Source organism: Delftia sp. K82, assembly GCF_002193035.1.
Lineage (GTDB): Bacteria > Pseudomonadota > Gammaproteobacteria > Burkholderiales > Burkholderiaceae_C > Comamonas > Comamonas acidovorans.
Map to the genome: position 1 here is coordinate 2,981,563 of NZ_MYFL01000001.1, position 21,590 is coordinate 3,003,152.

A 21,590-nucleotide genomic window follows, 5' to 3' on the forward strand; every position below is an offset into this window, starting at 1 on the left:
CAAGCAAGACCGCACGCGTATCGCACCGCCCTGCACATCGACTCGCAGATCTCTTCAAGACATGCTTTGTTGCTATCAAAATGATACCAATGCGTTGCATGCTACATACAAATGAAAAGAAAAAGCAATCATTCTCATTGTCATTCTAGAATCCGCACCCGCCACGACAGGCTGCGCCGCTGGCCCCAGGCCGGCAGCAGCGCCGACGCACCCAGAGCACGCCCCACGGCACAGGTTTCCCAGCTCTCGACCATTGACCATGCTTATCCAAAGACTCTCGCGCACGGCAGTTGCGCATGCCGCCCTGCTTGCCCTGTGCGGCGCAGCCCACGCCCAGGCCCAGCCTGAAAATGTTCCCGAGGCCACGCTCGCCCCGGTCACCGTGAACGCAGGCACCGAGAAGGAAAATCCCACCGGCCCTGTGGTGGGCTTCACCGCCAAGCGCGCCATCTCGGCCACCAAGACCGACACGCCGCTGATCGAGACGCCCCAGGCCATCAGCGTGGTCACGCGCGACCAGTTCGAGGCGCAGGGCATGCAGACGTTGCGCCAGACCACGGCCTACAGCGCGGGCGTGGTGTCCAACTACTTTGACAGCCGGGTGGACAGCTTCTCGGCACGCGGCGGCAGCGTGAGCCAGTACCAGGACGGGCTGCTGCGCACCTACGGCACCTACAACACCAGCCGCCCCGACCCCTACACGCTGGAGCGCGTGGAATTCCTGCGCGGCCCCTCTTCCGTGCTCTACGGCCAGGGCAGCGTGGGCGGCGTGCTCAATCTGACCAGCAAGCGCCCGCAGGCCGAGGCGCTGCGCGAGGTGCAGGTGCAGATGGGCAGCTACGGGCGCAAGCAGATCGCCACCGACCTGACCGGCGCCGTCACCGAAGACGGCCAGTGGCTGTACCGCCTGGTGGCCGTGGGCCGGGAAAGCGGCACCCAGGTGGACCATGTGAACGACGACCGCCTGGTCATCGCGCCCAGCCTGACGTGGAGGCCCAGCGCTGATACCTCGCTGACGCTGCAGGCGCTCTACCAGAAGGACAAGAGCGGCTCGCTGATCGGCTTCTTCCCCTGGCAGGGCACGCGCCTGCCCAGCCCCTACGGCCAGATTCCCACCAGCACCTTCATCGGCGAGCCCGGCTGGGACTCGTTCGACACAGAGAACAAATCCTGGGGCTACCTGTTCAGCCACCGCCTGAACGCAGACTGGACCGTGCGCCAGAACCTGCGGCGCACCATCAGCGACGTGGACTACCGCTCCATCTACACCAGCTTCACCGCCATCCCCGGCCAGGGCCGCCCTGCGCGCCCGGTCTTCAACCCCGACAACCGCAGCGTCTACCGCGATGCCTCCTGGCAGGTCAACGGCGGGCGCATGCTGGTGATCGACACACAGCTCGAAGGCCGGCTGCGCTGGGGCACGGCCGAGCACACCGTGCTGGCCGGCATGGACGCACAGCGCAACAGCACCAGCCAGTCCACCTGGCGCGGCCTGACCGCGCCGTTTGACGTCTACAACCCCGTCTACGGCAATTTCACGCCGCCCACGGCCTCGCAGCTGGTGCGCCAGCCGGGCGTGTCGCAAAAGCAATTGGGCTTCTACGCCCAGGACCAGATCAAGTGGGGCCGCTGGACCGCCACCCTGGGCCTGCGCCACGACAGCGCCCAGACCGATACCGAAGGCCGGCCCGCCTCCGCCGTGGACGAGAAGGCATGGACCAAGCGCGCAGGCGCCACCTACCAGATGGACGGAGGCTGGGCGCCCTACCTGGGTTACTCCGAGTCCTTCCAGCCGCTGGGCGGCGTGGATGTCTACGGCACGCCCTACAAGGCGCAGCGCGGCGAGCAATGGGAAGCTGGCGTGAAATGGCAGCCACCGGGCCAGGGCCTGTCGGCCTTCGCCGCCGTCTACACGCTGCGCGAGAAGAACCGCAAGACCACCGACCCCGCCAACCCGCTCAACAGCCTGCAGATCGGCGAGGTCAAGGTCAACGGCTTCGAGGCCGAGCTCACCGCCAGCCTGGCGCGCCACTGGGACGCCACGCTCGCCTATGCGTACACCGACGCCGTCATCTCGCGCAGCAATGGCGGCGACCAGGGCCAGCGCGTGACCAGCGTGCCACGCCACACGGCATCGGCCTGGCTGACCCACCGCTTTGCCAGCGAAGGGCGCGGCGGCTGGAGCCTGGGTGCGGGCGTGCGCTACACGGGTTCGCAGTGGACGGGCACCAGCCTGGTGGACACGCCTTCGGCCACCCTGCTGGACGCCATGGTGTCCTATGACGCCGGCCCATGGCGCCTGGCCTTCAATGTGGTCAACCTGACCGACAAGGTGCAGATCACGCAGTGCCTGGCACGCGGCGACTGCTTCTACGGCCAGCGGCGCACCTTTGCGGTGACGGGAACGCACCGCTTCTGAGGACCGCCGCCGCGCGTCTTTCACAGCGCAGGCAGCTCAGGCAGGCAGCTGCCTGAAGCTCCTTCGGTCCGCCGTGCTGCCAAACGATGCGCAGCCCGACAGCACGGCGGGCGAAGGCGCGGTGGTCGACAGCGCCTCGCTGCACCGCCGTGGCAGCTGGCTGTTTGCGTCTTCCAGCGCCTGCGTGTGCAGGACGGGCGCCTCGGCCACCACGTTGCCGAAGATGGTGGCAAAGGCCACGTCGGCCGCGTCCCGGCCCGTGCCAAAGCGCATGAAGCCCATGGGAATGGCCGTGCCGGATGCATCGAACAGATACCACCTGTCGCCCAGGTAGGCTTCCACGTAGGCATGGAAATCGGGCGGGCCCAGTGCAGGATCGGCGCCGTAGTCCGTGCCGGTGGCGATGCGGGCGGGAATGTTCAGCGCACGGCACAGGGCGATCATCAGGTGCGTGAAGTCGCGGCACACACCCACCTGCTCCACCAGGGTATCGACGGCCGAGGTGGACGAGTTGCTGGTGGCCGAAGCGAAGGTCACCAGCTCCTGCACCCACTGCTGTATGGCCAGCACGCGCGAATAGCCGGGCGCCAGTTGGCCGAAATTGCGGAAGGCCAGCTGCATCAGCCGGTCAGACTGGCAGTAGCGGCTGGGGTAGATGTACGGCAGGACCTCCAGCGGGATGCAGCGCACCGGAACCTCGCCCAGCGCCGCCGGATCCTCGCGGTGGTGCGCGATGCAGACGGTGGCCGTGTAGGTCAGGTGCAGGGGGCCTGGGTTGGCATGCAGGCGCATGAAGCGGGTGGAGGTGGCGGGCTCGGTGGCAATGTCGGGCTCCACGGGCTGGCTGAGCACCAAACGCTCGTTCTCCACCGTCTGGTGGGAGGTGTGGGCCGCATGGATGTTGAACACGAAATCGGCCCCGGCCGGATCGCGGATGTCATAAGCAAGATCCACCTGGATCTGCAGCCGGATCGCTGCGTTGGCCATTGGTTGTCCCTGGTTGGTGTGTCTGATCGCCACCATGGTGCGGGCAGCCACGCCCGCAGGCCGTAGGCCCCTGCTGAAAAGCCTGTAGTGCTTGGCAGGGACAGCGCGTGCGCCGGGCGGGAGGCCCGCCTGGGGTGCAAACTCGGCTAACATCGGCGCCGCCCCGCATGGCGCAATGCCTGTGGCGGGGGCATCCACCAGCCAGGAACAGCCAAGGAGACCGCTAGATGGCGGAGATCATCGAGATATCGCGGGCGGCGCTGCACGAGCAGGTGGCGGACCGTTTGCGGTCCATGCTCATCGAAGGGCGCATCGCCCCGGGCGCCAAGCTCAACGAGCGCGAGCTGTGCGAGCAGCTCGGCGTCTCGCGCACGCCGCTGCGCGAGGCCATCAAGCTGCTGGCCGCCGAAGGCCTGGCCGACCTGCTGCCCAACCGCGGCGCCATCGCCGTCAAGCTGAGCGAGGCCGATGTCATGCACGCCTTCGAGGTGCTGGCCGGCATCGAGGGCCTGTCGGGCGAACTGGCCGCGCAGCGCATCACCGACCAGGAATTCGCCGAGATCCGCGCCCTGCACTACGAGATGATGGCCAGCGTGGCGCGCGCCGACGTGTCTGCCTACTACCGGCTCAACGCCGCCATCCACGCGGCGCTGAACAGCGCCGCCAAGAACCCCGTGCTGACGGAAACCTTCCAGCGCATCAACAACCGCGTGCAGTCGCTGCGCTTTCGCACCAACCTGGACACGGCCAAGTGGAAGCAGGCCGTCAGGGAGCACGAGGCCATGATCGAGGCCCTGGGCGCACGCGACGCCACGGCCCTGCGCGAGCTGCTGGTCACCCACCTGCACCACAAGCGCGATGCCGTGCTGGCCATGCTGCGCGCCGAGGCCCTGCAGCCGCGCAAGTCGCGCTGAAGCCCAGGGCCGCTAACGCTGCGGCGCGGCCCCCAGCGCCGCAATCCCCGCCCGCGCCACCTCCGCATCCTCTGCCGGCTTCACCCCGCTGACGCCCACGGCGCCCAGGCAGCGGCCCTCCCTGGTGATGGGCACGCCGCCTTCCAGCAGGCCCTGCAGCGCGGGCACGCTCAGGTAGGCGGTACGGCCGCCATTGATCATTTCCTCATAGAGCCGGCTTTCCTTGCGGCCCAGTGCCGCGGCGTGGGCCTTGGCCGGCGCGATGTGGGCCGAGGCCGGTGCCGCGCCGTCCAGGCGCTGCAGCCACAGCAGGTGGCCGCCGTCATCGGCGATGGCGATGCTGACGGCCCAGCCGCGCGCCGTGGCATGCGCCTCGGCGGCCTGGGCGATGGTCTTGATGTCCTGGAGGTCCAGGCAGGGTTTGTGTTTCATTTTTCGGGCCTTTTGCAGGATGGATCAGGCGGTCAGCGCACGTCCAGCAGACTCTCCAGCAGCCGCGCCACATGCACGGCTTCGCGCGCCGCACCGTCGGCGATCTGGTGGCGGCAGCTGGTGCCGTCGGCCACGACGATGGCTTCGGGGCGCTGGCGTATGGCCGGCAGCAGGGCCGCCTCGGCCATGTCCATGGAGACCTGGTGGTGGCTGGCCTCGTAGCCGAAGCTGCCGGCCATGCCGCAGCAGGAGCTTTCGATGAGTTCGGGCTGGGCGCCGGGAATCAGCCGCAGCACGTCGAGGATGGGGCTGACGGCGCCAAAGGCCTTCTGGTGGCAATGGCCGTGCACGAGGATGGGCGCCCCGGCGGCGCGCAGCGGCAGCGCAAAGCGGCCGGCCTTCACTTCACGGGCAATGAATTCCTCGAACAGCAGGGCCTGTGCAGCCACCGCCTGCGCAGGCTCGCCCAGGCCCATGACCAGAGCTTCGTCGCGCAGGGTCAGCAGGCAGGAGGGCTCCAGGCCGACGATGGGGATGCCGGCGCGGGCCAAGGGCGCCAGGGCGTTGATCAGCGCACCCGCGCTGGCCTTGGCCTGCTCGACCATGCCGGTGGCCAGGTAGGTGCGGCCGCAGCAGTGGTGGCCGCCGCCCTCTTTGGCGGACTTGCTGGCGGTGTGCAGCGCATAGCCGGCCGCCTGCAGCACGCGCGCGGCGGCCAGGGCGTTTTCGCTCTCGAAGGTGCCGTTGAAGGTGTCCACGAAGAGCACGGCCACGCGCTCGCCGGCCGCCGCGCGGGCCAGGGCCTGGTCGCGGTCAAGAAAGGTATGTGCTTCAGGCGCGCGCCAGAAGGTGTCGCTGCGCCAGGCCGGCAGCGAGCGCCTGGCGGACAGGCCCAGCAGTTTTTCGCCCAGTTGGCGCAGCACGGGCAGGCGGTTGCGCAGGTTCAGCAGCCAGGGCATGCGGCTGGCCGTGGCGGCGTAGCGCGGCAGATGGGCGACCAGCCGGTCCTTGAGCGTGTGGCCATGGCGGGCCTTGTAGTGGGCCAGGAATTCCACCTTCATGCGGGCCATGTCCACGCCCGTGGGGCAGTCGCGCCTGCAGCCCTTGCAGCCCACGCACAGGTCCATGGTGTCGTGCATGGCCTCGCTGGTGAAGGCGTCCGGCCCCAACTGGCCCGAGATGGCCAGGCGCAGGGTGTTGGCGCGGCCGCGCGTCAGGTGCTGCTCGTCGCGCGTGACGCGGTAGCTGGGGCACATGGTGCCGGCGTCAAACTTGCGGCAGTGGCCGTTGTTGTTGCACATCTCCACGGCCTTGGCAAAGCCGCCCGTGACGTCGCCGCCCGTGCCGGGCGCCGTGGTGACCTCGGTGACCGGGTCGGCCTGCACGTTCCAGGCCGACCAGTCGAGCACGGGCGTGATGGGAATGCGCCGGTAGGGCCGGGGGGTGTCGGCCGGCGCAAAGCGGAACAGTCGGCCATCGTCCATCCTGGGCGTGTCGATGATCTTGCCGGGGTTGAAGAGGCTGTCCGGATCGAAGTGCTGCTTGATGGCGCGCAGGGCCTCGGTGATGGCGGGCCCGAACTGCCAGGCAATCCACTCGCCGCGGCACAGCCCGTCGCCGTGCTCGCCGCTGAAGGCGCCCTTGTATTTGCGCACCAGTTCGGCCGCTTCCTCGGCAATGGCGCGCATGCGCGCCGCGCCGTCGGTGCGCATGTCCAGGATGGGCCGCACATGCAGCGTGCCCACGGAGGCATGGGCGTACCAGGTGCCCCGGCTGCCGTGGCGCGCGAACACTTCGGTGAGCGCGTCGGTGTACTCGGCCAGGTGCTGCAGCGGCACGGCGCAGTCCTCGATGAAGCTCACGGGCTTGCCGTCGCCCTTGAGGCTCATCATGATGTTCAGCCCCGCCTTGCGCACTTCCCAGAGGTTTTTCTGGGCCGCTTCCTCGGGCATTTCCACCACGCTGCGGGGCAGGCCCAGCTCGCCCATCAGCTCCACCAGCTGGCGCAGCCGCGCCAGCAGCGCGGCGCGGTCGTCGCCGGCGAATTCCACCAGCAAGATGGCGGCCGGGCGGCCGATGAGCGCGGTTTCTATGGTGGGCTTGAAGGCCGGGTTGGCCAGGCCCAGCTCAATCATGGTGCGGTCCACCAGCTCCACGGCCGTGGGGCCCAGCTTCACGATGTGCTGGGCCGAGTCCATGGCCGCGTGGAAGGTGGGGAAGTTGACCACGCCCAGCACCTTGGCGCGTGGCAGCGCGCTGAGCTGCAGGGTGAGCGAGCGCGTGTAGGCCAGCGTGCCCTCGGCGCCTATCAGCAGATGGGCCAGGTTGACGCTGCCGTCGGCCGTGTAGGGCCGCTCGCTCTGGTTGTCGAAGATGTCGAGGTTGTAGCCGGCCACGCGGCGCATGACCTTGGGCCAGTGGGCGTGGATATCCTCGCGGTGCTGTTGCGCCAGCCCGTGCACGAACTGCGCAATGCCCGCCGCGCGGCCCGTGGCCTGGGCGACGGGGCCGAAGTCCAGCAGCTCGCCATCGGCCATCCAGGCGCGGGCGCCGCGCACGTTGTGCACCATGTTGCCGTAGGCAATGGAGCGCGAGCCACAGGAGTTGTTGCCTGCCATGCCGCCCAGCGTGGCCTGGGCGCTGGTCGATACGTCCACCGGATACCACAGGCCGAGCTTCTTGAGCCGGGCGTTGAGGTGGTCCAGCACCAGGCCGGGCTCGACCTCGGCAATGCCTGCATCAGGGTCCACCGAGAGGATGTTGCGCAAATGCTTGCTGTTGTCGATCACCAGGGCCGCGCCCGTGGTCTGCCCGCACTGGCTGGTGCCGCCGCCGCGCGGCAGCACGGGCACCTTCAGCTCGCGGGCGATCTGCAGGGCCGTGGCGATGTCTTCTTCGCAGGTGGGCACGAAGACGCCCACGGGCATGATCTGGTAGATGGAGGCATCGGTGGCATAGCGCCCGCGCGAGGCGGCGTCGAACAGGACCTGGCCGCGCGTGTCCGAGCGCAGGCGGCGCGCCAGCATCTGGCTGACATCGTCGGGCGGCAGCACGGTGCCGGGGGCGGGCACGGTGTCGTCGGGGGAAGCGGCAAGGCGGTGCGTGGATTCCATCAGCATGGCGGCTCTCATTCGTTCATGGTTCGTGGGTAGATCTGGCCTGCCTTGAGCAGGGCGATGACGGTGTCGCGCTTGTGCTCCAGGTGGGCCACCAGCACCTGGCGCAGCGCGGCGGCGTCGCGCGCCTGCAGCGCCTCCAGCATGCGTTCGTGCTCCTGGACGGCGCGCTTCCACTTGGCCGCGTCCTGGTTGGTGCGAAAGCGCAGCGACTGCACGCGGGCGTTGATGCGGCCATAGGTCTCGGCCAGCACGGGGTTGGCGGCGGCGCGGTTGATGGCCGAGTGGATCAGCGCATTGAGCCGGTAGTAGCCGGACAGGTCCTGGCGCGCATGGCTGGCCAGCATCTCGAAGTGCAGGGCCCGCACCTCGGCCAGTTGCTGCTCGCTGATGCGCTGCGCGGCCAGCTCGCCCGACATGCCCTCCAGCCCCGCCAGCACCTCGAAGGTCTGCAGCACATCGGCCTCGCCCAGCCGCACGGCCACGGCGCCGCGGTTGGGCACCAGGTCCACCAGCCCTTCGGAGGCCAGCAGCTTGATGGCCTCGCGCAGCGGCGTGCGCGAGACGCGCAACTGCTCGCACAGCGCGCGCTCGTTGAGCTTGGCACCGGGCGGTATGCGCCCCTCCACCAGCCAGGTGCGCAGCCGCGCCGCCACCTGGTCATGCAGGGCAAGCCGCGAAATCTCGATGATCTCCGCCATGGATTCTCCTGGTCGAATGAATTTTGCATTCATTTTTACGCAAGCATTTCTCAAGGCATTCATGGTTATCACCAAGGCATTTATGAATTTTGAATGCAAAAATTCACAAACACCCTCCCCCGCAGACCGACCTGGCATTTCCTTGAAAAGGACGCACCATGCTCACGCTCGACAGCCATCCCACGGGCCGCCACTTCCTTCAGATCCCCGGCCCCAGCCCGGTTCCCGACCGCATCCTGCGGGCCATGAGCCTGCCCACCATCGACCACCGGGGGCCGGAGTTCGGCCAGCTCGGCCTGAAGGTGCTGGCCGGCATCCAGCAGGTCTTCAAGACGCGGCATCCGGTGGTGATCTATCCGGCCTCCGGCACGGGCGCCTGGGAGGCGGCCCTGATCAACACGCTCAGCCCTGGCGACCATGTGCTGATGTTCGAGACCGGCCACTTCGCCTCGCTGTGGCAGAAGATGGCCACGCGCCTGGGCCTGTCCACCGAGTTCCTGTCCTACGGCGGCTCCGATGAGCACCTGCCCCAGGCGCCGGGCTGGCGCCATGGCGTGCAGGCCGGCCTGATCGAGGCGCGGCTGCGCAAGGACACGGAGCGCCGGATCCGTGCCGTGTGCGTGGTGCACAACGAGACCTCCACGGGGGTGACCTCGGACATCGCCGCCGTGCGCCGCGCCATCGACGCGGCGGGCCACCCGGCCCTGCTGCTGGTGGACACCATCTCGGGCCTGGCCAGTGCCGACTACCGCCATGACGAATGGGGCGTGGACGTGACCATCAGCGGCTCGCAAAAGGGCCTGATGCTGCCGCCCGGCATCAGCTTCAACGCGCTGTCGCCACGTGCGCTGGAGGCCGCCAAAAGCGCGAAGCTGCCCAAGTCGTTCTGGGCCTGGGACGAGATTGTGGAGATGAACCAGACCGGCTACTGGCCCTACACGCCCAACACCAACCTGCTGTACGCCCTGTCCGAATCGCTGGACATGCTGCTGGCCGAAGGGCTGGATACGGTGTTTGCGCGCCACCAGCGCTGGGCGGCCGGCGTGCGCGCCGCCGTCCAGGCCTGGGGCCTGCCCATCCAGTGCGCCGATCCGCAGGTCTACTCGCCCGTGCTCACCGGCGTGATCACGCCCGAAGGCGTGGATGCCGACGCCCTGCGTCGCCTGATCCACACGCGCTTCGACCTGTCGCTGGGCGCGGGCCTGGGCAAGCTCAAGGGCCGCATGTTCCGCATGGGCCACCTGGGCGACAGCAACGACCTGACGCTGCTGGCCATGGTGGCGGGCGTGGAGATGGGGCTGAAGCTGTCCGGCATCCGGCTGGCCGGCAGCGGCGTGCAGGCGTCCATGGACTACTTCGCTGCCCACGCCGCAGCCGGGGCGCTGCGCAAGGCCGCCTGAACCCATCGGCCCCGCGCCGAAAACCCTTGGCAGAGCCGGAGCACATGGCTCGCCCCCTTGATCGTGGATTGCACCAATACCAGGAAATAACAGGAGACAAGAGACATGACATCGCCCTGCAACCGCCTGGCGGCAACTGCCGTCGCCACCCTCGCCACCCTCGCCGCCACCGCCCTCTCAGCCCCTGCCGCCTGGGCGCAATGGAAGCCCGCCAAGTCCGTCGAACTCGTCGTGCCGTTCTCGGCCGGTGGCGCGTCCGACCAGATGGCACGCGTGATCCAGGCCATCGTCACCAAACACAAGCTGATCGAGCAGCCCGTGGTCATCCTCAACAAGGCGGGCGCCTCCGGCGCCGAGGGCATTCTGGATGTCAAGGCCTCGGCGCGCGACCCGCACAAGCTGCTGGTGGCCTCCACGGCCATCTTCACCCTGCCCATGGCCACGGCCCTGCCCTTCCAGTGGCGCGACCTGAATCCCGTGGCCATGATTGCCCAGGACCAGTTCGTGCTCTGGGTCAATGCCGAGACCGGCTACCAGACGCCCGCCGACTACCTGGCCGCCGCGCGGCAGGCCGGCGGCAAGTTCAAGATGGGCGGCACCAGTTCCAAGCGCGAGGACCAGATCATCACCGCCAACATGGAACAGGCCGCCGGCGTGAAGTTCACCTACATCCCCTACAAGGGCGGCGGCGAGGCCAGCACGCAGCTGGTGGGCAAGCACATCGACTCCAACGTCAACAACCCCAGCGAGTCCATGGCGCAGTGGCGCGCGGGCCAGGTGCGGGCGCTGTGCGTGTTCGACACGCAGCGCATCGAGTACACGGCCAAGGTCACGGGCAGCCAGGCGCTGTCGGACATCCCCACCTGCAGGGAGCAGGGCCTGGATGTGCAATACACCATGCTGCGCGGCTTCTTCCTGCCGCCCGGCACCACGCCCGAGCAGGCGCAGTTCTATGCAGGCGTGATGCACAAGGTGGTGGCCACGCCCGAGTGGAAGGAGTACCTGGAGAAAAACGCGCTCAAGCCCGAGTACATGACGGGGCAGGCCTTCGTGGACTTCCTGGCCAAGGACGAGACGCGCCACCTCGACATCATGAAGAAGGCCGGCTTCCTGTCGGCCAGCGTGGCCGCCACCGCCAAGTGAGGAGCCGCGCCATGGACACCGCCATCCACCTTGCCCCGCCCTCCTCCAATGCAGCGGCCGCAGCAGCAGCCCCGGCCCAGCCCTCCAGCGCGGCCACCGAATCCATCCCCGCCACCGAAGCCCAGGCCCCCGGCCTGTCCCGCCGCCATGTGGAGTACGGCGTGGCCGCCGTGCTGCTGGCGCTGGCCGTGCTCGTGGTCTGGGACAACCAGCGCATTGGCGCGGGCTGGAGCGACACCGGCCCGCAGGCCGGCTACTTCCCGCTGCGCGTGGGCGCCGTGCTGGGCATCTGCGCCATCGCCGTCTTCGTGCAGGTGCTGCGCAGCCGCAGCCAGGAGCAGTTCGCCAGCTGGCTGCAGCTCAGGCGCGTGGCCCAGGTGCTGTTGCCGCTGACGGCCTACATCGCCGTGATCGCGCCGCTGGGCATCTACGCGGCCTCGGTGCTGTTCATCACGGGCTTCATGGTGTTTGCGGGCCGCTATCCCTGGTGGAAGGCCGTGGCGCTGTCGGGCTTCACCAGCGTGCTGCTGTTCTACGTCTTCGAGATCCAGTTCAAGGTGCCCCTGCCCAAGGGTCCGCTTGAAGCCTGGCTCGGCTATTGACCCCTGTCGCCGCCACGGAGCAACACCATGGACGAACTCCAATACCTTGCGCACGGCTTCGCGGCCGTCACCACCTGGCAGAACACGGGGCTGATGCTCACGGGCATCCTGCTGGGCATCGTGGTCGGCGTGCTGCCGGGCCTGGGTGGCCCCAACGGCGTGGCCATCCTGCTGCCGCTGACCTTCGGCATGTCGCCCACCTCGGCCATCATCCTGCTGTCTTGCATCTACTGGGGGGCGCTGTTCGGCGGCGCCATCACCTCGGTGCTGTTCAACATCCCGGGCGAGGCCTGGTCGGTGGCCACCACCTTCGACGGCTATCCCATGGCCCAGCAGGGCCACGCGGGGGCGGCGCTGACCACGGCCTTCACGGGCTCGTTCATCGGCGCCATCTCGGGCGTGATGCTGATCACCTTCCTGGCGCCGGTCGTGGCCTCGTTCGCGCTGCAGTTCGGGCCGCCGGAGTTCTTTGCGGTCTTCTTCCTGACGTTTTGTTCCTTCATCGGCATGGGCAAGGAGCCCAAGGCCAAGATCGTGGCCGCCATGGCCGTGGGCCTGCTGCTGGCGGCCGTGGGCATGGACACCATCTCGGGCGACCTGCGCATGACCTTCGGCTCCACCGAGCTGCTGCGCGGCTTTGATTTCCTGGTGGTGGTGATCGGCCTGTTCGGCATCAGCGAGATCCTGATGACCATCGAGGAAGGCCTGGCCTTCAAGGGCAAGAAGGCCTCCATCGACCTCAAGGTGGTGTTCAGGACCTGGGCCCAGCTGCCGCGCTACTGGCTGACCATGCTGCGCTCGGCCCTGGTGGGCTGCTGGATGGGCGTGACGCCCGGCGGCGCCGTGGCGGCCAGCTTCATGGGCTACGGGCTGGCCAAGAAGTTCTCGCGCGACCCCGACAGCTTCGGCAAGGGCAACCCCGAAGGCGTCCTCGCCCCCGAGACCGCCGCCCACGCGGCCGGCACCTCGGCCCTGCTGCCCATGCTGGCCCTGGGCATTCCGGGCTCGGCCACGGCGGCCGTGCTGCTGGGCGGGCTGATGATCTGGGGCCTGCAGCCCGGCCCGCTGCTGTTCACCGAGCAAAAGGACTTCGTCTGGGGCCTGATCGCCAGCATGTACCTGGGCAACATCGCCGGCCTGGTCATCGTCATGGCCACCGTGCCGCTGTTCGCCGCCATCCTGCGCGTGCCGTTTTCCATCGTCGCGCCCATGATCCTCATGGTCTGCGCCATCGGCGCCTTCACCGTCCACGGCAACGCCACGGACATCTGGCTCATGCTGGTCTTCGGCGTGGTCGGCTACGTGTTCAAGAAGCTCGACTATCCGCTGGCGCCCATGGTGCTGGCCATCGTGCTCGGCGACCGCATGGAAGACGCCTTCCGCCAGAGCATGCTCTCCAGCCAGGGCGGGCTGGGCATCTTCTGGCACAACGGCCTGTCGGGCACCATCACCACGCTGGCCCTGCTGATGCTGGTGTGGCCGCTGCTGGGCAAGTTGCGGGCGGTGGCGTTCGGGGCGAGGGTTGTGGCGGCTTGAGAGGAGCCGTCTACAGCGAATCAGCCTCCGCTTCCGGCCAGAGGCGGGGGAAGTAAAAACGCAGGGCGTGCAGCGGCACGCCCAGGCGCACTCTTCCATACGGTGAATCCGTCTCCAGCAGGCCGCGCTTGAGCAGTGCCGATACCTGGGCGGTGGCCAGCCGGTCACCCAACCCCAGCATGGCCTTGAAGTCGGCCCGATCCATCTCCGCCTGGGCCGCAAAAAGATAGTGCAATGCGCGCAATGCCTCGCTGCGCACGCCTTGGCGCACCACCCGTTCCTCATAGGCAAGGCATGCCGCCATGCGCTCCTTCATGCCGTCCAGCGACAGAAGTCCCTCCATGAAGCTCACTTGGTCCATGCACAGTTCCAGCACGTATGCGATCCAGTCGATCAACCCCAGTTCGGTCAGATTGCCACGGCCATCAAGGTCACCACGGCGCGGCTCGTCTGCGGCGGCAAGCAAGGCGTAATAGCGCTCCTGCGACCGTGCGAACCCCCTCAGGGGGGACCACAGACCATTGCTCAGGCCCATGTGGGTTAGTACGAGATGTGAATGCAGCCGGGCCACACGCCCGTTGCCGTCCCGGAACGGATGGATCCAGGCCAGGCGCTGGTGCGCAGCGGCCATGGCCACCAACTGCAACTCGCCACGGCGCACGCCGGAGTAGAAGCTCGACCAGCGGTCCAGAAAAAATGGCAACTGCCCCGCTGCAGGCGCCGCATGCCTGCCCACGCTAACCTCCCGCGTGCGCCATCGACCCGGCTCGATGGCATCGTCGCCAAGGGCGCCGGCCTCCAGATCGGCCTGGGGCAGACGGGCGAAGAGATCCTGGTGGATATCGGCCAGCATCTGGGGGGTCCAGACCTGCGCATTCGTCCATTGCGTGGACCTGTACTCCAGTTGCTCTTCAGTGGCCATGTGCGCCAGCGCCAACCGCTGACGGCGGGCCTGGTCTTCGTCCTGCGCATAGTCGTTGTGCAGGGCGCGCTCGATATCCAGCGGAAAGGTGTGCTGCCCCTCGATCCTGTTCGAGTAATACGAGTTCATGGCCCGAAGCAGCCGGCGCAGGCCTGGCAATGTGTCTGGTCGGTAGCGGCCGGCCAGCCGCTCACCCAGCCTGATCAGGTCATGGGAGAGCTCCAGCAAAGGGCCCAGCTTGTGTTCCCCCGGCAGCAGCGGCTCCATCTGGGCAGGATGGTCGTAGAGCAGGAATTCTTGCGACATTGATCACCTATATAAGCAGCTGATTTATATAGATGAAATCCGTTTGGTGCGAGATATTTTGCGAGTTCTTCTGCAAGATTCCCTGACACGTCCCCTAATCCCTGTACCGCTTCTTGCGAAACGCCAGCCAGGCGGCGATGACGGTGAAGGCGATCACGATGGACACCACGATCCAGAAGCCGTGCTCGTGCTCTGCCAGCGGTATGCCGCCCACGTTCATGCCGAACAGGCCGGCCAGGATGTTGATGGGCAGGGCCAGCACGGTGACCACGGTCAGCACGAAGAGGCTGTTGCTGTTGTCCTCGTTCACGGCGGCGGCCACTTCTTCCTGCAGCAGCTTGATGCGGTCCTGCAGGGTCTGCATGTCGCGCAGCATGAGCGAGAACTCCTCGCTGGCGGCGGCCAGGCCGCGGCGGTCGTCCTCGCCCATCCAGGCGGGGGGCTGCTGCAGCAGGCGGAACAGCGCGGCCGGCTCGGGCGCCAGCAGGCGCTGCAGGCGCACCAGCAGCCGGCGCAGCCGGCCCAGGTGGGCGCGCGGATGGTGGTAGCGCTGCGCGATGATGGCGTCCTCGATGTCGTCCACGCGCGCCGTGGTCTCGCGCACCACCTTGACCAGCACGTCGGCCTGGGTGCGCATAAGGTGTTCCAGCAGCTCGGCCGTGCTGGCGGGGCTGTCGCCCTGGCGCACGCCGGCACGCAGCGCATCGACTGAGCGCAGCGGCTGCGTGCGCGCGGTGACGACCAGGCGCTCGTCCAGGCAGATCCACAGCGTGGCGATGTCGGCCGACTCGAAGTTGAACTCGAAATTCACATCGTTGAGCACGGCGACCAGGGAGTCATCGGAGCGCTCGATGCGCGTGGAGGCCAGGCCCTCGCGCAGCGTGGTGTAGAAGACTTCGGGCAGCGCGGCGTGGCGCTGCAGCCAGCGCAGGGACTGGGTATTGGCCAGGTTGAAGTGCAGCCACAGGAAGTCGCGCCGGCCGGGCTCGGTAAGCGGGCGCTCTGCGCCCAGCCACTGCGCGGCCGACTGTGCCGTCATGGCCTCCACACGCCGCTGCGTGTCGCAGAAAAACCGCCAGCCGCAGATCAGGCCTGCGTCTTCATTGGCCTGGGCCAGGGGGGAGGCTGCGTCAGTCATGGATGGGTGGGGCACCTGCGGGGAGTGGCCTGCGCGGGCCGGACAAGTGCGGGATTCTTGGCCGCCTCCATGACAGAGGTGTGACAACTGTCACGGAGTCGTCATCCGATGTGCCTGCCCCAGTCCGGGGGGCGGGACAGGCCTCAGCACATCACGACGTTCTCCAGCGTGAACGAGAACGGCGTGGACCCGGCGCCCGCACCGCCGCCTCGCATCACGATGTCGGCGCGCGAGATGCCCAGCAGGGAGATCTCGGTGTTGATGTCGCCCAGGATGGCCGAGTTCATGACCTGGCCCTGTTCGATCTGCGAGACCACCCCGATCCAGATGGAGGGCTTGAATTCGAACACGGCCTTTTGCTGGGGGGCAATCGCGGTCTTGACGGCCAGCAGCCGGCCGTCCTTGTAGCAACTGGCATTGATGGCGCCCCGGGGCAGCGAGTTGAGCACCTGCACTTCGTTGGAGCTTGCGCCATAGCCTGCGGGGGCCAGGCGATCGCCGCTGCTGCTCAGGGACAGCTGGAACTGCTGGCCGAACTGCGCCTCCAGCTGGGGCGTGTGGTTGCCATAGCTGTCGCTGGCACCGACCTGCAGGCCCAGCGGGAAGGTGAACGGGTGGTTGTCGCCCTGGCCGCAGTACTTGATGACCCGCCAGGCCACGGCCAGTTCCTCGAAATCGCTGGCCACGTTCTTCTGGAAGATGACGATCTGCGAGTTGTTTGCGTCGTTCGATTGATTGACGAAGTTGAGTTGAACGCCCATGCATCTCTCCTGATGGATCAAAAAAGCGCTGCGGCGCTTTCTGCTGCCCCGCCGTGCGGGCGCAAGCGCACTGTAGGGAACAACGATCCTTCAGAAAATTACGCCTGATTACATCCCGTTCCCTCCACCGGGAACGGCCCAGACCCGCCCGCCGCCCACGGCAAAGCGCTGGTGGCTCGGCCCGGGCGGCACCCATGGCCTCGTTGCTTTGCAGGGGTAGAGGATGCGAACAATCGCGGCGTCACATCGACATGGGGCGAATGCCGTAGGTGAACTTGATGATGTAGTTCACATACACGTTCAGGGGCCGCGTCTCGGCCGGGCTTGCCGCCACCGGGGCGGGCGTGCCGTCGCGGGTGTTCTCTTGCATAGGCGAGGAGGACTGCCGAGACCCCACACCATTGTCCAGGCCCTGTCCACCAGGCGGCCGGGTGCGGCTTGCCTCATCGGGGTCATTGTTCGTACCGGCGCTCACGCCGCGCAGGAAGCAGCCCCGGTAGTCGGGAATGCGGAACGTCCCATCCGCGCCGCCGTACACATAGCCCAGAACAGCAAACAGCTGGGGGTACTGGGCGCAGGCCAGCTCCCTGCCATCGCACAACATCCAGGCCGAAGCCTCCAGGACGCTTGTGTGGTCCTGCGCGCCACCAGCCCCGGAGGTATCAAGGGTGCCAGCATAGGCCGTGACCGAACCGACCGGCACGTCTCCCAGGCCGGGGATGGAAAACGAATGACCGGGCATCGTGGGAAGAGTCATCATGGAGCACATCCTTCATCGACAAACAGGGGGAGGAAGCTTCGCCCCGCGCTGGCGGCAATCGACCGAACGGGGCACCGCAGACCGGATGTGGTCTGCCATCAGCACATCACGATGTTCTCGAGAAGGAATGAGAACGGCCTGGAATCAGGTCCGGGGCCTCCGCCGGTCATCACGATGTCGGCGCTGGCAATGCCCATCAGGGATATTTCGGTGTTGATGTTGGAAAGAGTGGCCGAGCCCATCACCTCGCCCTGCACGGCCTGCAAGGCAATGCCGATCCAGAGCGTGGGCTTGAACGCGAAGACGGCCCTTTGCTGGGGAGCAATCGAGTTCTTGACCGCCAGCAGCTTGCCATCCTTGTAGCAACTGGCATTGATGGCCCCCCTGGGCAGCGCATTGAGCAACTGCACTTCCCTGGAACTGGTGCTACGGCCAGCAGGCACCAGGCGATCTCCCGAGGCCGTCAGAGTCATATGGAACAGTTCGCCATCTTGCGCATTCAGTTGCGGCGTGTAGTTGCCGTAGCTGTCGCTGGCAGCGATCTGCATGGAGAGGGGAAATGAGAAAGGATGGTTATCGCCTTGTCCGCAGTTTCTGATGACCCGCCACGCCACGGCCAGTTCCTCGAAATCGCTGGCCACGTTCTTCTGGAAGATGACGATCTGCGAGTTGTTTGCGTCGTTCGATTGATTGACGAAGTTGAGTTGAACGCCCATGCATCTCTCCTGATGGATCAAAAAAGCGCTGCGGCGCTTTCTGCTGCCCCGCCGTGCGGGCGCAAGCGCACTGTAGGGAACAACGATCCTTCAGAAAATTACGCCTGATTACATCCCGCCCCCTCCACCGGGAACGGCCCAGACCCGCCCGCCGCCCACGGCAAAGCACTGGAGGCCAGGACCGGGCGGCAGGCTGGCCATGCCCGTGAACAGGCCGAAGGCCGGCAGCAGGGTGAAGCCGGCATGGACGGCAAAGCACGGCAGGCGCAGCGCATCGCGCCCGGGGCCGCGCAGCACGACGGCGGGGTGGACATGGCCGGCCAGCACATGGCAGGCAGGAGCCTCCTGCGGGTAATGGCAGCCCGCGAATGGCCCCAGGTGCCAGGGTTCGTCCACCACGCCGATGCCCAGCGCGGACGGCGGGTCGCCCGCATGGCTGTCGTGGTTGCCACGCACCAGGACCACCTCCAGCGCCGCGTGGCGGCGTCGCCAGTCGGCCAGGGCGACCAGCACGGACGGCGTGCGGGCCTGCGCGGCATGCAGGAAGTCGCCCAGAACGACCAGCCGGCGCACCGGCAGGCCCTGCAGCAGCGCCGACAGCCGGTCCAGGTTGCCCTGGGTGGTGCCGGCCGGCACGGGAATGCCGCGCGCACGGAAGGTGGCGGCCTTGCCCAGGTGCAGGTCGGCAATGAACAGCGTGCCCTGGGCGGGCCACCACAGGGCGTGCTGGGCCAGCAGGTGGACGGGCTCACCCGCCAGGAGGATGCCCAGGCTGCCGGCCAGGGCGTCGGGGGAAACAGGACTTGGCAACGGTGCGTGGCCTTTCATCAGCGGTGCAATGGTTCTACAGCAGCGGCAAGGGCCGCGAGGGCTTGCGCACGCGGCGCGGGCGGCGGCTGGTGGCATCGGCCTCGGGGCCATCGGTGGCCTGCAGCGAGAAATCCAGCGTGCGGCGCACGGCGGCCGTGTCCTCGTCCACGGCGGGGGGCTGGTCTGCCTTGGGCTTTTTCCGTGGACGCAGCGGTGGATCGGGCGGGACCAGGTCCTGCGTGCGCGGCTCGCTGGCTGCACCGCCGGCGTCTGCCGCCTCGTGCAGCTGGGCCAGCATGCGCGCGATGCGGTCGGCCAGGTGCTCGTTGGTGAGCTTTTCGCGAAAGCGCTCCACCATCAGCGGAAAGGCAAACGGGCTGGGCCGGCGCAGTGCGCTCACCACCAGCTGCTGGGCCTGCATGCGGCGCAGCGCGGCCAGCAGCTGGGCCACGTCCAGCTCCTGGCTCAGGACTTCCTCATCGGCCTGGCGCAGCAGCAGGTTCATGTCGTCGTATTTGCGAAAGACCTCGAAGAACAGCTGGGCCGAGGCCTGCAGCTGGCGCGCACTGCGGCGCTCGCCCGGGTGGCTCTGGAAGATCAGGCCGGACACCCGCGCTATCTCGCGGAAGCGCCGCCTTGCCATCTCGGTGGCGTTGAGGCTGGCCAGCACTTCGTGCAGCAGGGCGTGGCGGGCGTCATCGCCCGCCAGGTGGGCATCCTCGGCGGCCTGGTCCCAGTGGCGGTCGGCATTGGCGGTATTGCGCATGGCGCCCGCCTCCGTGGCAGAGACACGTCCGGGCGCCGCCACCGCCTGCACCGGCTCGGCGCGCAGCAGTTCGGGCAGCATGGCGGCCCAGTCACGCTCGGTGGCGCTCAGCAGCTCCAGCCCGTAGTCGTTGACGGCGATGGAGAAGGTGCCCGTCTCGCCCTGCGCGGCGCGCCAGGCCAGCAGGCTGGCCAGCCCCGTATGGGCATGGCGACCCGCAAACGGGTAGAGGAAGAGATGCCAGCCTTCGCGCGTGCGCAGGGTTTCGGCCAGCAGCGTGCCGGGCGTGGGCAGGGCCGACCAGCGCTGCTGCACCTCCAGCAGGGGGCGCACGCAGCGCAGCTCGGGCGATTGGTAGTCGCCCGCTGCCGCCAGCGCCAATTGCTGCACCACGAAGTCGGCCAGCACGGTGGACAGCGGCATGCGCGCGCCCGCCCAGCGCGGCACGGTGGGCCGTGTTCTGGCGGCGCGGCGCACGTAGGCGGTCATGTCCTCGATGCGCACCAGCTCCAGCACCTGGCCCGCGAAGACAAAGGCATCGCCGGGCGACAGGCGCGACAGAAAGCTCTCTTCCATGCTGCCCAGCCGCGCGCCGTGCAGGATCTGCACGCTCATGCTGGCGTCGCTGACGATGGTGCCGATGTTGGCGCGGTGCCTGCGCGCCAGCCGCGCGTCGGGCATGCGCCAGATGCCCTCCCCGTCGGGCCGCACGCGCTGGTAGTCGGGATAGGCGGCCAGCGAGGGTCCGCCCCGGTGCACGAAGTCCAGGCACCACTGCCAGACCGCAGGCGCCAGCCCGGCGTAGGCGACGGTGCGGCGTACTTCGGCATACAGCTCATCGGGCACGAAGCCGCCGCCCAGGGCCACGGTGGCCAGGTGCTGCACCAGCACGTCCACGGGCTGGCGGGGGCTGGCGCGCATTTCCACCTGCTGCGCGCGCACGGCGGCGCGGGCGGCGGCAGCCTCCACCAGCTCCAGGCTGTGCGTGGGCACCAGGGTGATGCGCGAGGGCCGGCCCGGCGCATGGCCCGAGCGGCCCGCGCGCTGCAGCAGCCGCGCAATGCCCTTGGCCGAGCCGATCTGCAGCACGCGCTCCACGGGCAGGAAGTCCACGCCCAGGTCCAGGCTGCTGGTGCAGACCACGGCCTTGAGCGTGCCGGCCTTGAGCCCGGCCTCCACCCATTCGCGCACACCCCGGTCCAGAGAGCCATGGTGTATGGCCAGCAGGCCGGCCCAGTCGGGCCGGGCCTCCAGCAGCGCCTTGTACCAGAGCTCCGCCTGCGAGCGCACATTCACAAAGACCAGGGTGGAGCCTGCCGTGGCCTCCAGCTCGCGCACCACGGCCGGCAGCATGGCCAGGCCCAGGTGGCCGGCCCAGGAAAAGCGCTCGGGCCGGTCGGGCAGCAAGGTGTCCACCACCAGGCGCTTGTCCACCTGGCCCTGGACCAATACGCCGGGCCGCGGCTGGCCATGGTCGTCCAGGCCCAGCAGGGTCTGCATGGCTTCGTCCAGATTGCCCAGCGTGGCCGACATGCCCCAGACGCTCAGTTGCGGGCTCCAGCCGCGCAGCCGCGCCAGGGCCAGCTGCAGTTGCACGCCGCGCTTGTTGCCCAGCAGCTCGTGCCATTCATCGGCCACCACCAGGCGCACGGAGCCCAGCAGCTCGCGCGCATCGGCCCGCGCCAGCAGCAGGGACAGGCTCTCGGGCGTGGTGACCAGCACGGTGGGCAGCTGGCGCGACTGGGCGCTGCGCTCGGCGCTTCCCGTATCGCCCGTGCGTGCGCCCACGGTCCATCGCGCCAGCGCGGGATGGCCCTGGGCCAGCGCCTGCAAGGGCGTCTGCAGCGCCTTGAGCGTGTCGGCCGCCAGGGCACGCATGGGCGTGATCCACAGCACGGTCAGCGGCGCGGCGGCGGGTTTTCTCCTGCTGGATGCGGCTTGGACAGGGGCCTGGGCAGGCACCTTGGAGGCCTGCGCAAAGGCCTGCAGCGCGCCCAGCCAGACCGCGTAGGTCTTGCCTGCGCCCGTGGTGGCATGCAGCAGGCCGCTGTGGCCCTGGGCCAGCGCCTTCCACACGGCACGCTGGAAGGCAAAGGGCTTCCAGCCCCGTGCGGCAAGCCAGGCGGTGGCGAGGGGGTGGGCGGAACGGGTGGCCATGGCG

Annotated in this window: 17 protein-coding genes; 6 read left to right on the top strand and 11 right to left on the bottom strand. The window is 68.2% G+C overall.

What is annotated here, in order from left to right; genetic code table 11:
- The first annotated feature begins 259 nt into the window (after window positions 1–259).
- On the top strand, window positions 260–2,419 hold the full coding sequence (locus KDK82_RS13110; RefSeq protein WP_088165520.1) for a TonB-dependent siderophore receptor: 2,160 nt from the start codon (window positions 260–262) through the stop codon (window positions 2,417–2,419).
- Window positions 2,420–2,455: 36 nt separating this feature from the next.
- On the opposite strand, the gene KDK82_RS13115 is transcribed toward KDK82_RS13110, so the two are convergent.
- A complete protein-coding gene (locus KDK82_RS13115; protein WP_043820807.1) occupies window positions 2,456–3,406 on the bottom strand; it encodes a transglutaminase family protein in 951 nt (316 codons plus the stop codon).
- A gap of 227 nt (window positions 3,407–3,633) precedes the next feature.
- On the opposite strand from KDK82_RS13115, the gene KDK82_RS13120 reads away from it, so the two are divergent.
- Entirely contained in the window at window positions 3,634–4,320 is a 687-nt protein-coding gene (locus tag KDK82_RS13120) for a GntR family transcriptional regulator (protein WP_071955158.1), read from the top strand.
- A 12-nt stretch (window positions 4,321–4,332) separates the two neighbouring features.
- On the opposite strand, the gene KDK82_RS13125 is transcribed toward KDK82_RS13120, so the two are convergent.
- From KDK82_RS13125 to KDK82_RS13135, 3 genes are read right to left on the bottom strand one after another with little or no spacing between them, the layout of a single operon-like run.
- Complete coding sequence (locus KDK82_RS13125; RefSeq protein ID WP_088165145.1) at window positions 4,333–4,752, bottom strand: heme-binding protein; 420 nt, start codon at window positions 4,750–4,752, stop codon at window positions 4,333–4,335.
- Between the two features lie 32 nt (window positions 4,753–4,784).
- Entirely contained in the window at window positions 4,785–7,871 is a 3,087-nt protein-coding gene (locus tag KDK82_RS13130) for an FAD-binding and (Fe-S)-binding domain-containing protein (protein WP_088165146.1), read from the bottom strand.
- A gap of 8 nt (window positions 7,872–7,879) precedes the next feature.
- On the bottom strand, window positions 7,880–8,569 hold the full coding sequence (locus KDK82_RS13135) for a GntR family transcriptional regulator (protein ID WP_012204897.1): 690 nt from the start codon (window positions 8,567–8,569) through the stop codon (window positions 7,880–7,882).
- 158 nt (window positions 8,570–8,727) lie between these two features.
- On the opposite strand from KDK82_RS13135, the gene KDK82_RS13140 reads away from it, so the two are divergent.
- The 4 genes from KDK82_RS13140 to KDK82_RS13155 all read left to right on the top strand — a co-directional run bounded on the left by KDK82_RS13140 (window position 8,728) and on the right by KDK82_RS13155 (window position 13,250).
- Entirely contained in the window at window positions 8,728–9,969 is a 1,242-nt protein-coding gene (locus KDK82_RS13140; RefSeq protein WP_088165147.1) for an alanine--glyoxylate aminotransferase family protein, read from the top strand.
- A 105-nt stretch (window positions 9,970–10,074) separates the two neighbouring features.
- On the top strand, window positions 10,075–11,112 hold the full coding sequence (locus tag KDK82_RS13145; RefSeq protein ID WP_088165148.1) for a tripartite tricarboxylate transporter substrate binding protein: 1,038 nt from the start codon (window positions 10,075–10,077) through the stop codon (window positions 11,110–11,112).
- A gap of 11 nt (window positions 11,113–11,123) precedes the next feature.
- Window positions 11,124–11,714: a tripartite tricarboxylate transporter TctB family protein gene (locus tag KDK82_RS13150; RefSeq protein ID WP_088165521.1), complete on the top strand. Its 591-nt coding sequence runs from the start codon at window positions 11,124–11,126 to the stop codon at window positions 11,712–11,714.
- Between the two features lie 27 nt (window positions 11,715–11,741).
- The gene (locus KDK82_RS13155; RefSeq protein WP_088165149.1) at window positions 11,742–13,250 is read left to right on the top strand and encodes a tripartite tricarboxylate transporter permease; all 1,509 of its coding nucleotides are present in this window, start codon (window positions 11,742–11,744) and stop codon (window positions 13,248–13,250) included.
- A 10-nt stretch (window positions 13,251–13,260) separates the two neighbouring features.
- On the opposite strand, the gene KDK82_RS13160 is transcribed toward KDK82_RS13155, so the two are convergent.
- The 7 genes from KDK82_RS13160 to KDK82_RS13190 form a co-directional block, all read right to left on the bottom strand.
- Complete coding sequence (locus tag KDK82_RS13160) at window positions 13,261–14,478, bottom strand: Fic family protein (protein ID WP_013802964.1); 1,218 nt, start codon at window positions 14,476–14,478, stop codon at window positions 13,261–13,263.
- Window positions 14,479–14,572: 94 nt separating this feature from the next.
- A complete protein-coding gene (locus KDK82_RS13165) occupies window positions 14,573–15,616 on the bottom strand; it encodes a transporter (protein WP_012204892.1) in 1,044 nt (347 codons plus the stop codon).
- Between the two features lie 143 nt (window positions 15,617–15,759).
- On the bottom strand, window positions 15,760–16,377 hold the full coding sequence (locus tag KDK82_RS13170; RefSeq protein WP_034392269.1) for a hypothetical protein: 618 nt from the start codon (window positions 16,375–16,377) through the stop codon (window positions 15,760–15,762).
- 241 nt (window positions 16,378–16,618) lie between these two features.
- Window positions 16,619–17,137, bottom strand: a complete 519-nt coding sequence (locus KDK82_RS13175) for a phage tail protein (protein WP_088165522.1) — start codon at window positions 17,135–17,137, stop codon at window positions 16,619–16,621.
- A 98-nt stretch (window positions 17,138–17,235) separates the two neighbouring features.
- Complete coding sequence (locus KDK82_RS13180; RefSeq protein WP_088165150.1) at window positions 17,236–17,853, bottom strand: hypothetical protein; 618 nt, start codon at window positions 17,851–17,853, stop codon at window positions 17,236–17,238.
- A gap of 108 nt (window positions 17,854–17,961) precedes the next feature.
- Window positions 17,962–18,663: a ligase-associated DNA damage response endonuclease PdeM gene (gene pdeM, locus KDK82_RS13185; protein WP_088165523.1), complete on the bottom strand. Its 702-nt coding sequence runs from the start codon at window positions 18,661–18,663 to the stop codon at window positions 17,962–17,964.
- 34 nt (window positions 18,664–18,697) lie between these two features.
- Window positions 18,698–21,586, bottom strand: a complete 2,889-nt coding sequence (locus tag KDK82_RS13190; protein ID WP_088165524.1) for a ligase-associated DNA damage response DEXH box helicase — start codon at window positions 21,584–21,586, stop codon at window positions 18,698–18,700.
- Between the last annotated feature and the right edge of the window lie 4 nt (window positions 21,587–21,590).